Genomic DNA, 12,318 nt, shown 5'->3' with positions numbered 1-12,318 from the left:
GTGGGTTCAGACCAGCGACGGCTCGCCGGCCGGCGGCGCGACCGGCTCGGCCTGCGGCGCATCGCCCAGCGCGCGCTGGCGCACCACGCCTTCGAGCAGGCGGGTCAGGATGTTCACGATGGTCAGCGCCGCGCCCACCGGCAGCGCCAGGTAGACCCAGGACATCGGCAGGTTCATGACGGTTGAGCTTTCGCCTTCGCCGAACTCGACCCAGCGCCAGCCCAGCCAGACCAACGTGGCGAGGAAGGCGATGGTGGCGACGTACGAGACCATCTTCAGGCGCCAGCCGATGCGCGCGGGCAGCGCATCGACGAGTGACTCCACCGCGATCAGGTCGCCGGCGCGCGAGGCCACCGCGGCCCCCAGGAAGATGCACCACACCATGAGGTAGCGCGCCAGCTCTTCCGACCAGGGCACCGACACGGTGATGCCCAGGCGCGGCAGCAGGAAGCGCACGAGGATCTGCACGAACACCACCAGCACCATGGTGCAGAGCATGGCGCCCACCAGGTGGCGCAGGCCAGCGTTCATCCAGCGGCTGGCGCGGAACAGCACGCGCAGCGCCAGGCCCATGGGCAACTGCTGGAGCGGCACTGGCGGGGCGGCTGTGTTGGCGGTGGCATTCATCGCAGACCTTTCAAGGCGAGTCGCGTCGAGACGCTGTAATCGATTACAAAACTGCTGCAAAAAGCAGGCCAGAACTTTGTCGGTCGCGGCATGGCGCACAAAAAAGTCGGCGCCGGGGCCACCATGCGTCGAGGTGCCGGAAGCTGGCGCTGTAAAGGATTACAAGCTTAGGAAGCTCGAAGCAGATTTGGTGCCAGTGCTTGCCATCTTGCGTGCCGGAAGATTTTGCGGCAGGCACGTGCGCCATCGACTGCCATTCTCCAATGGTGTTGCGCTTCTTTTGGTGCTCCGGCACCAAGGCCGGGCGGGCTGCGCACCGTAACGGAACATCGCCGAAAAAGCTTGCGTCACTTTGCTGTAATCGATTACATTGAACTGCCGAACCAACCAGGCTTTGCGTCGCCATGCATCCTGCCGATCCCGCTCTGTCCGCATCCGCCACGCCGCCGCTGGCCTTCGAGTCCGTCGGCGCCGGGCCCACGCTGGTGCTCGTCGCCGGCCTGGGCGGGCTGGGCCGCTTCTGGCGCCCTGTGGCGCAGATCCTGGCGCGCGACTGGCATGTGCTGAGCTTCGACCACCCGGGCGTGGGTGGCTCGGCTCCGCGCGGCGCGCAGGCCATCGGCAGCATCGCGGCCGCGGTGTTGGAACTGCTGGACGCGCAGGGCATCCGGCAGTTCAGCTGTGTCGGCCATTCCACGGGCGGGCTGGTGGCGCAGGCGCTGGCGCTCGATGCGCCAGCGCGCCTGCAGTCGGTGGTGCTCAGCAGCACCTGGGCCCGGCCCGACCGCCATTTCCGCGACCTGTTCGCGCTGCGCCGCGTGGTGCTCGAGCGTGCGGGCGAGGGCGCCTACGCCGTGCTGGGCCAATTGCTGGGCTACCCGCCCACCTGGTACGACCGCGAACTGGCCGGGGCCGACGTGCCGCCGTGGCCCCAGGGCGACGCCAGCCGCAATGCGCTGACCGCCGAGCGCATCGACATGCTGCTCGGCTACGAGCGCGCCGACGAGTTGCCCCGCATCGCACAGCCGACGCTGGTCGTCGGTGCGGCGGACGACCAGATCGTGCCCTTCCACCATGCGCACGACCTGGCGCAACGCATACCGCACGCGCAGCTGCTGCAGCTCGACGGCGGGCATTTCGTGCCGGCCACGCGGCCTGCCGACTATGCCGAGGCGCTCGCCCGCTTCCTGCGCGGCCATGGCTGAACGCAAGCCCCAGCGCATCGCTCTGCTGGGTCGTGGCGCCATCGGCCAGCGCGTAGAGGCCGCGCTGCGGGAGCGGCTGGCGCCGGATGCCACCCTCGCGGCGCTGGTGCGGCCAGGCAAGACCGTGCCCGACGACGGCGCGGCGTTGGCCGTCTTCTCCGAGCTGGAGGCGCTGCTCGCCTGGCGGCCTGAACTCGCCATCGAATGTGCCGGCCATGCGGTCGTCGCGCAGGCCGTGCCGGCACTGCTGCGCGCTGGCTGCGATGTGGTGATCGCGTCCGTCGGCGCGCTCGGCGATGCCGGCGTGCGCAGCGCCATCGAAGAGGCCGCAGGTGCGGGCCAGGCGCGGCCCATCGTGGTGTCGGGCGCCATCGGCGGGCTCGACGCGCTGCGCGCCGCGCGCCGGGCCGGCTTGCACAGCGTGCGCTACACCGGCCGCAAGCCGCCGCTGGCCTGGGCCGGCACGCCGGCCGAGGCGCGCTGCATGCTGGCCGAGGTGCGCATGCCCACCGTGGTCTTCGAAGGCCATGCCGCCGAGGCCTCCCGCGCCTACCCGAAGAACGCCAACGTGACAGCCGCCGTGGCGCTGGCCGGCGCCGGCTTCGAACGCACCGCCGTCACGCTGATCGCCGACCCGCGGGTGGACGCCAACGTGCACGAGCTGCACGCGGAAGGCGTCTTCGGCACGTTGTCGCTGCGGCTGGCCAATGCGCCGCTGCCCGACAACCCCAAGACCTCGTGGCTCGCCGCGCTGAGCATCGAAGCGGCGCTGCACGCGCACTTCAACCCCTTTTCCATCCATCCCTCCGACTGGAGCTGACTTATGCGACTTCACAACAAGGTGGCGCTGATCACGGGTGCCGGCGCCGGCATCGGCGAGGCCACGGCCGAGCTCTTCGTCAAGGAGGGCGCCAAGGTGCTGGTGGCCGACCGCGACGGCGCGCTGGCCGAGCGCGTCGCCGCGCGCCTGGGTGACAGCGCGCTGGCCTGCACGGCCGACGTGTCCAAGGCGGCCGAGGTGCAGGCCATGGTCGAGCTGTGCGTGGCGCGCTTCGGCGGGCTCGACGTGCTGGTCAACAACGCCGGCTTCGGCTGCCTGGGCACCGTGGAGACACTGGAAGAAGACGCATGGGACGCGCTGATGGCGGTGGACCTTAAGGGCGTGTTCCTGTGCTCCAAGTACGCCGTGCCGCACCTGCGCCGGCGCGGCAGCAGTTCAATCATCAACATGGCTTCGACCATCTCGGTCGTCGGCATCAAGGACCGCGCCGCCTACGTGGCGGCCAAGGGCGGCGTCGCCGCGCTGACGCGGGCGATGGCGTTGGACCATGCGGTCGACGGCATCCGCGTGAACAGCGTCGCGCCCGGCGTGATCGCATCGAGCTACTACGACCGCATGTTCGAGCAGGTGCCCGATCCGGTGGCCTTCAAGAAGGGGCTGGAGGCGCGCTCGCCGATCAACCGCATGGGCCAGCCCGTCGAGATCGCCACCATGATGCTGTGGCTGGCCTCGGACGAAGCCTCGTTCGCCACCGGCGCCATGTTCACGGTGGATGGCGGCTTCACCGCCTGGTGAGCCGCGCCATTTCAGGGAGACCACGATGACCCAGACCCCACGCATTTCCTTCGACGAGCCGCATGGCGATGCGCTGGCCGTGCCGGCCGGTGCCGCCCCGACCTTCTGGCAGCCGGTGCCGGCCAACGGCCATGCCGAGTGCATCCTGTCGGAGAAGAACATCCGCAGCGTCCACCGCTTCTCGATGGGAACGCAGACGCTGCCGCCCGGTGGCCGCGTGCGCCTGCACGCACACGACACCAGCGAAGAGGTGTTCTACGTGCTGCGCGGCCAGGGCCGCGCCGAGATCGGCGGCGAGACGCACCGCATGGCGCCCGGCGCCACGCTGTACATGGGCCACAACGTGCCCCACACCTTCATCAACGACGGCGACACCGAGCTGCAGTGGGTCTGGTTCTTCATGCCCGGCGGACTGGAGGATTTCTTCGCCGCCATCGGGCGTGCGCGGCAGGCCGGCGAAGCCGCGCCCGAGCCCTTCGCGCGTCCGTCGGACGTGCTGCAGATCGAGGCCAATACCGTCTTCGCGCCGCCGCCCCACGCCTGATTTCTCCACCCAATAGGACCGATACATGACCAAGATCCAATGGAAAGGCGTTTTCCCCGCCGTCACGACCAAGCTCAAGCCCGACTTCTCGCTCGACGAGGCCGCCATCCGCGACGGCCTGGAGCGCCTGATCGCCAACGGCGTCGCCGGCGTGGTGCTGATGGGCATGGTGGGCGAGAACGCCTCGCTCTCGCCCGAGGAGAAGCTCGAGGTGCTGCGCATCGGCAAGGAGACCGTGGCCGGCCGCGTGCCCGTGATCTCCGGTCTGGCCGAGACCAGCAGCGAGCGCGCCATCGCCTTCGCGAAGAAGGCCGAGCAGATCGGCGTGGATGGCCTGATGGTCTTCCCCGGTCTCACCTACAAGTCGGACGCGCGCGAGACCGTGGCCTTCTACCGCAGCGTGGCCCAGGCCAGCGGGCTGCAGATCCTGCTGTACAACAACCCGCGCGGCTATGGCGTGGACCTCACGCCCGACCTGCTGGTGGAGATGCTGGAAGAGCCCAACATCGTGGCCATCAAGGAGGAGAGCTACGACACCACGCGCGTGACCGACCTGCTGGCACGCTTCGGCACGCGGCTCAACGTGGTCTGCGGCGTGGACGACCTGATCGTCGAGAGCGCCGCGTTGGGCGCCCAGGCCTGGGTCTCGGGCATGGCCAACGCGCTGCCCAAGGAATCGGTGCGGCTGCTGGAATTGGCCAACTCCGGGGATTTCGCCAGTGCGCGCAAGCTCTACCAGGCGCTGATCGCGCTGTTCCACCTCGACACGCACGTCAAGCTGGTGCAGTACATCAAGCTGGCCGAGAACGTGATCGCCGGCTACCCCGAGACCGTCAAGCCGCCGCGCCTGCCGCTGGTGGGCGAGGAGCGCGAACGCACGCTGGCCATCGTGCGCAAGACGCTGGCTGATCTCAAGGCGCTGGGCTGAGCCTCACTCCAACCGGATGTTCTTGTCCTTGATCACCCGGCCCCACACCGCCTGGTCGGCGCGCATGGTCTGCGTCAGCTGCTCTGGCGTGCTGCCCACCGGGATCACGCCCAGGGCCTCGATGCGCTGCTTCTGCGCGGGGTCCTTGACGACCTCGGCCACGGCATCGGAGATGCGCTGCACGATGGGCGCGGGCGTGCCGGCCGGCACCAACATGCCGAACCAGCCGACCAGGTCCATGGCCTGGTAGCCCTGCTCGCGGAAGGTGGGCACATCGGCGGCCAGCGGCGCGCGCGCGGTGCCGACCACGGCGATGGACCTGGCCTTGCCGGCCGCCACGTGTGGCGACACGCCGCGCGCGGAGACGAACACCGCGTCCACACTCCCGCCGAGCAACTCGGTGATGGCTGGCGCCTCGCCCTTGTAGGGCACGTGCAGCAGCTGGATGCCGGCGGCGTCCTGCAGCAGCTCCATGTACAGGTGGGCGCTGGAGCCGGCGCCGAACGAGCCGTACGACAGCTTACCGGGCGCGGCGCGCGCCTTGTCGACGAAGCCGGCCAGCGAATCCACGCCCAGCTTGGTGCTCACGGTGAACACGATGGGCAGGCGGCCGGCCTCGGACACGGGGGCAAAGTCCTTGAACGGGTCGTAGCCCACGTTGGCGTAGAGCAGCGGGTTCTGCACGATGGAGGTCAGCGTGAACAGCACGGTGTAGCCGTCGGCGGGCGCGCGCTGCACGGCGGTGAGGCCCAGCCCGCCATTGGCCCCGGGCCGGTTGTCCACCACCACGCTCTGGCCCAGGCGCTTGCCCACGCCCTCGGCCACGATGCGCGCGAAGCCGTCGGTGGCACCACCGGCGGCGTAGGGCACGACGAGACGGATGGGCTTGTCGGGCCAGGCGCCCTGGGCCAGGGCGCCAGTGCAGGCCAGGCCGGTGGCCAGCGCCAGCAGGGCGCGGCGGGTGGTGTGCATGGGGTCTCCTCGTTGTCGTTGTTGTTGTTGTCGTGGTCGGCCGCTCAGATGCCGTGGAAGCTCGCCACCTCGGCCAGCGGTGCGCGCGCGGTCTCCAGCGCATCCACCGCGTGGCTGCGGTCCGCATAGCCGATCGCCATGCCGCAGAACAGCATGCGGCCCTCGGGCAGCTCCAGGAAGTCGCCGATCGTCTTGGGGTACAGCGCCCAGCACTCCTGCGCGCAGCTGTCCAGGCCCTCTTCGCGCAGCAGCAGCATCACGCTTTGCAGCAGCATGCCCAGGTCGGACCATTGCGGCGGGCCCATCAGCCGGTCGACCGTGCAGAACAGCGCCAGCGGCGCCTCGAAGAACTGGAAGTTGCGCGCGAACCAGCGCAGCCGCGCGGGCTTGTCGTCGCGCGGGATGCCCAGGCTGGCGTACATGGCCTCGCCCACGGCGAAGCGCCGGTCGCGGTAGGGCGAGGGCAGGTTCTCGGGGTAGACGCTGTATTCCCTGGCCTCGCCGCCGGGGGCCTGCTGCACGCGCTCGCGCATGATGGCCTTGAGCGCATCGAGCCGCTCGCCGCCCACGGCGTGCAGGTGCCAGGGCTGCAGGTTGCCGCCCGAGGGCGCGCGCAGGGCGCGCTCGAGCACGCGGCGGATCACCTCGCCCGGCACCGGCGTGGGCTGGAAGGCGCGCACCGAACGGCGACTGGCGATGGCTTCATTCACATTCATTTCTTTTCTCCACGGGCGGGCACGGCCACACCCAGTTCGCGCGCCAGTTCGGCGCTGTGCTCGCCGGCATGCGGCGCGTGTGCGCGCTGGGCGCAGTCGTAGGCGGAGAAGCGCACCGGCGGGCCCACCTCCAGGTAGTCGCCCTCGGTCGGATGGGTCCGCGTCTTGAACAGGCCGCTGGCAATCAGTTGCGGATCGTTGGGCAGGTCCTGCACCTCGTTCACGCGCATGGCCGGCACGTTGGCCCCGCGCAGGATTTCCAGCCACTCGTCGGTGCTGCGCTCGGGCAGGATGCGCGCGGCGGCCTGGTACATCAGGTTCATGTTCTTGCGCCGCAGGTCCTTGTCGGCCAGCTCGGGCCGGTCCAGTGCCTCGGGATGGCCGGCCGCGGCGAAGAAGCGCAGCCAGCGCTCGTCCATGTAGGGCGCGATGGCGATCCAGCCGTCCCGGGTCGCCATGGGCTGGCGGCTCGGGTCGATCTGGCGCGGGTACAGCGCCGGGCCGGTGGGCGGCACGAAGGTGGCGTCGCACAGGTGCTCCAGCAGGTTGAAGCTGGCGACGGACTCGAACATCGGCACCTCGATGCGCTGGCCTTCGCCGGTGCGCAGCCGGTGGATCACCCCGGCCATCACGGCATAGGCCGCGTGCAGGCCCGACACTTTGTCGGCCATCGTCATCGGCACGAAGCGCGGCGCCGGGTTGCCGTCGACCTTGGGCGGCAGCGAGGCCACGCCGGTGGCGGCCTGGATGATGTCGTCGTACGCCTGCAGCCCCGCGTAGGGGCCGCGCTGGTCGAAGCCGGTGCAGTGCACGTACAGGATGTCGGGCTTGATCGCCAACACGTCCTCGTACGACAGGCCGGCGCGGGCGATGGCCTCGCTGCGCACGTTGTGCACGAAGATGTCGGCGGTGGCCAGCAGCGCGCGCATGGCGGCCTGGCCGTCGGCGCTCTTCAAGTTCCAGTCGACCGAGCGCTTGCCTCGGTTCAGGCGCAGGTGCACCGGGCTCATGCCGGGCGTCTTGGCCGGCGTGCCGATGATGCGGGTGTGGTCGCCCTCGGGCGGCTCGACCTTGATCACCTCGGCGCCCAGGTCGGCCAGGATCTGGGTGCAGTAGGGGCCGAAGATGACGGTGGTCAGGTCGACGACGCGCAGGCCTTCGAGCATGCGGGGGGAAGCGGACATGGATCTCCTCGAATCACGGGTGGTGCGCTGATGATCGCAGCGGCCTGCCGCATCCTTGTCACCGCCGCGCGCATCCTAGGGTCAACCCGCTGGCGCGCTCAATCGTCCGTTCCGACGATGTGCCCCCCTGAGGGGCCTGCCTACGATGCGGCCGATTCCCTGGGCAGCCCGCCCGGAACACCCTCAGATCAGCGGGAGACTTCGAATATGAACCATGGTGTTTCGCGGCCGCTGCGCCGTTTCCTCAAGGCCGGTGTGGCCTTGGCGGTCGGCGTGGCAATGGCCGGTGCGGTGCAGGCGCAGAAGAAGTACGACACAGGCGCCACCGACACCGAGATCAAGATCGGCCACCTGGTGCCCTACAGCGGCCCGGTGTCGGCCTACGGCACCATCGGCAAGGCCGTCAACGCCTACTTCTCCAAACTGAACGCCGAGGGCGGCATCAACGGACGCAAGATCAACTTCCTCTCGCTGGACGACGCCTACACGCCCTCGCGCACCGTGGAGCAGGCGCGCAAGCTGGTCGAGCAGGACGAGGTGCTGCTGCTGTTCGGCACCCTGGGCACGGCGCACAACATGGCGATCCAGCGCTACATGAACGCCAAGAAGGTGCCGCAGCTGTTCGTGGCCACGGGCGCGACGCGCTTCGGCGACCCCAAGGCCTTCCCCTGGACCATGGGCTGGCAGCCGACCTACCAGGCCGAGGGCACGATCTACGCCCAGCACATCCTGTCGACCAAGCCGAACGCCAAGATCGGCATCCTGATGCAGAACGACGACTTCGGGAAAGACTACCTCAAGGGCTTCATGGACGGCCTGGGCGACAAGGCCAAGACCATGGTCGTCTCCCAGCAGACCTACGAGGTGACCGACCCGACCGTGGACAGCCAGCTGGTGGCGCTCAAGTCCTCCGGTGCCGACGTGTTCTTCTCGATCACCACGCCCAAGTTCGCGGCCCAGGCCATCCGCAAGGTGGCCGAGATCGGCTGGAAGCCCACCCACTACCTGGCCAGCGTGTCGCAGTCGGTCACCTCGGTGTTCAAGCCGGCCGGCTTCGAAAACGCCAAGGGGGTGATCTCGGCGGCCTACCTGCGCGACCCGGCCGACTACAAGGACACGAAAGAGGTGCAGGAGTATCTGGCCGTGATGGCCAAGTACTACCCGGGCGGCGATCCGAACGACTCGCTCAACGTGCTCGGCTACTCCTCGGCCCAGACGCTGGAGTTCGTGCTGCGCAAGGCCGGCGACAACCTCACGCGCGAGAACGTCATGAAGATCGCGGCCAACCTGTCGATGACGCTGCCCATGCTGTACCCCGGCATCGACATCAAGACCAGCGCGGACGACTTCCACCCGATCGAGCGCATGCAGCCGCAGCAGTTCGACGGCACGCGCTACGTGCCGATGGGGCCGGTGCTGGGCCGCTGAGGCCCAGAGCGCCGCAATCGTCCGTTCCGACGACGCCTGCGGCGCCACCCCCGCCTAGCATGCCTGCGCGCCGCAACGCAGGACATGCCCGGAACACCGCCGGGCGGCCCGGGCGGCATTCGACAAAAAAGAGGAACACACCATGGCATCCCCCCTGTTCGGCCTGATGCAGGACCGCCCACTGCTGATCTCGTCGCTGATCGAGCATGCGGCCCGCTTCCACCCCAAGGCCGAGATCGTCTCGCGCCTGCCCGAGGGTGGCATCCACCGCACCGACTGGGCCGGCATCCGCAGCGAGGCGTGCAAGGTGGCCAATGCCCTGCACAAGCTGGGCGTGCAGCCCGGCGAGCGCGTGGGCACCCTGGCCTGGAACAGCTACCGCCACCTGGCGCTGTACTTCGGCGTCTCGGGCACTGGCAGCGTGCTGCACACGGTCAACCCGCGGCTGTTCCCCGAGCAGATCGACTACATCGTCAACCATGCCGAAGACCAGGTGATGTTCTTCGACACCAGCTTCGCGCCGCTGGTCGAGAAGCTGGCGCCCAAGTTCAAGACCGTCAAGGCCTACGTGTGCATGTGCACGCGGGACGCCATGCCCAAGATCGACGTGCCCAATCTGCACTGCTGGGACGACCTGATCGGCGGCGAGAGCGACGCCTACACCTGGCCCGAATTCGACGAGCGCACGGCCTCGTCGCTGTGCTACACGTCGGGCACCACGGGCAACCCCAAGGGCGTGCTGTACTCGCACCGCTCGACCATGCTGCACACGCTGATGGAGTTGGCGCCCGACACCTTCGGCGTGAGCTCGCGCGAGACCGTGATGCTGATCGTCCCCATGTTCCATGCCAACGCCTGGGGCACGCCGTACGCCGCCGCGATGGTGGGCTGCCGCCTCGTGCTGCCCGGCCCGCACCTGGATGGCCAGAGCGTCTACACGCTCATGCGCGACGAGAAGGTCACCTTCTCGCAGGGCGTGCCCACGGTCTGGCTCATGCTGTTCCAGTACCTGGATGCCAACCCCGACATCGACCCGAAGAAGCTGGGCATCACCCGCGTGGGCATCGGCGGGGCGGCGGTGCCGCGGGCGATGCTGGAGCGCTTTGAGAACCAGTTCGGCGCCGAGGTGGTGCAGGGCTGGGGCATGACCGAGACCAGCCCGATCGGCGTGATCAGCAAGCTGCTGCCCAAGCACGATGGCATGGCTGGCGAGGAGCTCGTGAAGGTCAAGCTCAAGCAGGGGCGTGGCGTCTGGGGCGTGGACCTCAAGATCGTCGACGACGAAGGCAAGGTCCAGCCGTGGGACGGTGAGGCCTTCGGCCACCTGCGCGTGCGCGGCCCGTGGATCGCCAGCGGCTACTTCAAGGGCGAGGGCGGCTCGCCCATCGACGAGGAAGGCTACTTCAGCACCGGCGACGTGGCCACCATCGACACCGACGGCTTCCTGCAGCTCGTGGACCGCGCCAAGGACGTGATCAAGTCGGGCGGCGAATGGATCTCGTCGATCGACGTGGAGAACGCCACCATGAGCCACCCCGGTGTGGCCGAGGCGGCCGTGATCGGCCTGCCGCATCCCAAGTGGCAGGAGCGCCCGTTGCTGGTGGTGGTCAAGCGCCCGGGTGCCGAGGTCGACCGCCAGAGCGTGCTGGAGCACCTGGGCCAGCGCATCGTCAAGTGGTGGCTGCCGGACGACGTGGTCTTCGTCGACAGCCTGCCGCACACGGCCACCGGCAAGCTGCTCAAGACGCAGCTGCGGCAGCAGTTCAAGGACTACAAGCTGGCCGACTGAGCCTCAGCGCACGCTGAACGGCGACTGGTACGGCCGCCCGAACGCCACGCCGGCCACCACGGTGCCGGCCGGCTTCAGGTGCATCTTGCCGCTGCGCTTGTTGCCCATGGTGTCGACGAATTCGACGGGGCCCTCCACCACATCCAGGAACGACAGGTCGGCCGGCGCGCCGACCTGCAGCGTGCCGTGCTTGGGGATGCGGCCGATCACGCGCGCCGGCGCGGCCGTGGACATGGCCACCACCTCGGGCAGCGACAGCCCCAGGCCGATCAGCTTGCTCATGACCCAGGGCATGTAGGGCATGCCCGGCGTGTTGCCGGAGAAGGCGTGGATGTCCGAGGAGATGGTGTCGGGCAGGGCGCCCTGGGCCATCGCGGCCTCGGCGATGGTGTAGTCGAAGCTGCCGCCGCCGTGGCCGATGTCGAACAGCACGCCACGGCGCTTGGCCTCCAGGGCGGCCGGCAGCAGCTTGCCGTCCTGCACGATGTTCGTGCCCTCGCCGGCGTTGTTGCGCGCGCCCGAGTAGCAATGCGTGAGCACGTCGCCGGGGCGCAGCGCGTCCAGGATCTGCGACATCAGCGCCTTCTCGGACACGCCGCCGATGTGCGCCATCACACGCGCCGGCACGCCGGCCATCTCGCAGGCCGCGATCGCGCGCTTGAGCGGCTCCAGGCCATGGCGCGCGACCACGTTCTCGCTCATGCGCACCTTCACGCCGAGCACCATGTCGGCGTTCTCCGCCACCACGCGGGCCGCCGCGTCGGGCCGCGCGTAGTCGATGTTGAACAGCTCGGGCACCGGAAAGCCGGCCAGCCCCACGATGCCGATGTGCACAAACGCGAACTGCCGCGTGCGCGAGCCCGGCGCGATGAAGCGGCGGAATGCGGCGAAATTGTTGGCGCCGGCATCACCCGCCGAGACCACCGTGGTGGTGGCCTGCAGCGCCACCAGTTCGTCGGCCGGGATGCCGATGGCCGAGCCGTAGGGGTAGCTGTGCGCGTGCAGGTCGATCAGGCCCGGCGTGACGAGCTTGCCGCCGGCGTCCAGCACGCGCTGCGCGCGCTCCGGGGGGATGGACGCCTCCACCGCGGCGACGAGCCCGTGGCGGATGCCGACATCGCGCCGGCCCGACAGGTTCTGCGATGGGTCCAGCACATTGGCGTTGCGGATCAGCAGGTCGAACTTGTCGTTCGGGCCCATAGCGGCCAGGGAGAGGCCGGGAAGGGCGATGGCGGGGCAGGCCAGCAGGTGGCGGCGTGTCAGCATGCGTGTCTCCTTGTGGTTGGAATGCCGTGGCCGGGCGCGCGCATGCCCCTGGCCGCAGCAGCGCGAGTCTAGGGGGCGAGGGT

12 protein-coding genes are annotated in these 12,318 nt (G+C 69.3%); 7 read left to right on the top strand and 5 right to left on the bottom strand.

Annotated elements, in window-relative coordinates:
* Positions 1-6 precede the first annotated feature (6 nt).
* Positions 7-627, bottom strand: a complete 621-nt coding sequence (locus DES41_RS05020) for a TRAP transporter small permease (RefSeq protein ID WP_114466471.1) — start codon at positions 625-627, stop codon at positions 7-9.
* Between the two features lie 404 nt (positions 628-1,031).
* Here DES41_RS05020 and DES41_RS05015 point away from each other — a divergent pair, with 404 nt between their 5' ends.
* Genes DES41_RS05015 through DES41_RS04995 form a run of 5 tightly spaced genes read left to right on the top strand, consistent with a single transcriptional unit; the run spans position 1,032 to position 4,880 of the window.
* The gene (locus DES41_RS05015) at positions 1,032-1,832 is read left to right on the top strand and encodes an alpha/beta fold hydrolase (RefSeq protein ID WP_114466469.1); all 801 of its coding nucleotides are present in this window, start codon (positions 1,032-1,034) and stop codon (positions 1,830-1,832) included.
* Entirely contained in the window at positions 1,825-2,652 is an 828-nt protein-coding gene (locus tag DES41_RS05010; protein WP_114466467.1) for an aspartate dehydrogenase, read from the top strand. Before DES41_RS05015 ends, DES41_RS05010 begins: the two co-directional genes overlap by 8 nt.
* Positions 2,653-2,655: 3 nt before the next feature.
* Positions 2,656-3,408 carry an SDR family oxidoreductase gene (locus tag DES41_RS05005; protein WP_114466465.1) on the top strand — a complete coding sequence of 251 codons (753 nt, stop codon included), beginning with the start codon at positions 2,656-2,658 and terminating at the stop codon, positions 3,406-3,408.
* Positions 3,409-3,433: 25 nt separating this feature from the next.
* Entirely contained in the window at positions 3,434-3,952 is a 519-nt protein-coding gene (locus DES41_RS05000; protein WP_114466463.1) for a cupin domain-containing protein, read from the top strand.
* A gap of 25 nt (positions 3,953-3,977) precedes the next feature.
* Complete coding sequence (locus tag DES41_RS04995; RefSeq protein ID WP_114466461.1) at positions 3,978-4,880, top strand: dihydrodipicolinate synthase family protein; 903 nt, start codon at positions 3,978-3,980, stop codon at positions 4,878-4,880.
* Positions 4,881-4,883: 3 nt separating this feature from the next.
* Here DES41_RS04995 and DES41_RS04990 read toward each other — a convergent pair whose 3' ends face one another.
* The 3 genes from DES41_RS04990 to DES41_RS04980 are packed head-to-tail and all read right to left on the bottom strand — an operon-like array spanning position 4,884 to position 7,752.
* Complete coding sequence (locus tag DES41_RS04990; RefSeq protein WP_114466460.1) at positions 4,884-5,852, bottom strand: Bug family tripartite tricarboxylate transporter substrate binding protein; 969 nt, start codon at positions 5,850-5,852, stop codon at positions 4,884-4,886.
* Positions 5,853-5,896: 44 nt separating this feature from the next.
* Positions 5,897-6,568, bottom strand: coding sequence for a nitroreductase (locus tag DES41_RS04985; protein ID WP_114466458.1), 672 nt, complete (start codon positions 6,566-6,568; stop codon positions 5,897-5,899).
* A complete protein-coding gene (locus tag DES41_RS04980; protein WP_114466456.1) occupies positions 6,565-7,752 on the bottom strand; it encodes a CaiB/BaiF CoA transferase family protein in 1,188 nt (395 codons plus the stop codon). Before DES41_RS04980 ends, DES41_RS04985 begins: the two co-directional genes overlap by 4 nt.
* Positions 7,753-8,031: 279 nt before the next feature.
* On the opposite strand from DES41_RS04980, the gene DES41_RS04975 reads away from it, so the two are divergent.
* Entirely contained in the window at positions 8,032-9,180 is a 1,149-nt protein-coding gene (locus tag DES41_RS04975; RefSeq protein ID WP_245965599.1) for an ABC transporter substrate-binding protein, read from the top strand.
* Between the two features lie 142 nt (positions 9,181-9,322).
* Positions 9,323-10,969 carry a 3-(methylthio)propionyl-CoA ligase gene (locus DES41_RS04970; protein ID WP_114466452.1) on the top strand — a complete coding sequence of 549 codons (1,647 nt, stop codon included), beginning with the start codon at positions 9,323-9,325 and terminating at the stop codon, positions 10,967-10,969.
* A 3-nt stretch (positions 10,970-10,972) separates the two neighbouring features.
* On the opposite strand, the gene DES41_RS04965 is transcribed toward DES41_RS04970, so the two are convergent.
* Positions 10,973-12,235, bottom strand: coding sequence for an amidohydrolase family protein (locus tag DES41_RS04965; RefSeq protein WP_114466450.1), 1,263 nt, complete (start codon positions 12,233-12,235; stop codon positions 10,973-10,975).
* Positions 12,236-12,318: the final 83 nt, after the last annotated feature.

Origin of the sequence: Pseudorhodoferax soli, assembly GCF_003337555.1 — a bacterium.
Lineage (GTDB): Bacteria > Pseudomonadota > Gammaproteobacteria > Burkholderiales > Burkholderiaceae_C > Pseudorhodoferax > Pseudorhodoferax soli.
The sequence above is the reverse complement of the archived record's forward strand: the minus strand, read 5'-3'. Positions and strand labels throughout refer to the sequence as shown.

Excerpts from the sequence above, each read along its gene's own strand:
- DES41_RS05020 (WP_114466471.1), bottom strand. The coding sequence starts at position 627 with ATGAATGCCACCGCCAACACAGCCGCCCCGCCAGTGCCGCTCCAGCAG.
- DES41_RS05015 (WP_114466469.1), top strand. The coding sequence starts at position 1,032 with ATGCATCCTGCCGATCCCGCTCTGTCCGCATCCGCCACGCCGCCGCTG.
- DES41_RS05000 (WP_114466463.1), top strand. The coding sequence starts at position 3,434 with ATGACCCAGACCCCACGCATTTCCTTCGACGAGCCGCATGGCGATGCG.
- DES41_RS04990 (WP_114466460.1), bottom strand. The coding sequence starts at position 5,852 with ATGCACACCACCCGCCGCGCCCTGCTGGCGCTGGCCACCGGCCTGGCC.
- DES41_RS05010 (WP_114466467.1), top strand. The coding sequence starts at position 1,825 with ATGGCTGAACGCAAGCCCCAGCGCATCGCTCTGCTGGGTCGTGGCGCC.
- DES41_RS04985 (WP_114466458.1), bottom strand. The coding sequence starts at position 6,568 with ATGAATGTGAATGAAGCCATCGCCAGTCGCCGTTCGGTGCGCGCCTTC.
- DES41_RS05005 (WP_114466465.1), top strand. The coding sequence starts at position 2,656 with ATGCGACTTCACAACAAGGTGGCGCTGATCACGGGTGCCGGCGCCGGC.
- DES41_RS04975 (WP_245965599.1), top strand. The coding sequence starts at position 8,032 with ATGGCCGGTGCGGTGCAGGCGCAGAAGAAGTACGACACAGGCGCCACC.
- DES41_RS04965 (WP_114466450.1), bottom strand. The coding sequence starts at position 12,235 with ATGCTGACACGCCGCCACCTGCTGGCCTGCCCCGCCATCGCCCTTCCC.
- DES41_RS04980 (WP_114466456.1), bottom strand. The coding sequence starts at position 7,752 with ATGTCCGCTTCCCCCCGCATGCTCGAAGGCCTGCGCGTCGTCGACCTG.
- DES41_RS04995 (WP_114466461.1), top strand. The coding sequence starts at position 3,978 with ATGACCAAGATCCAATGGAAAGGCGTTTTCCCCGCCGTCACGACCAAG.
- DES41_RS04970 (WP_114466452.1), top strand. The coding sequence starts at position 9,323 with ATGGCATCCCCCCTGTTCGGCCTGATGCAGGACCGCCCACTGCTGATC.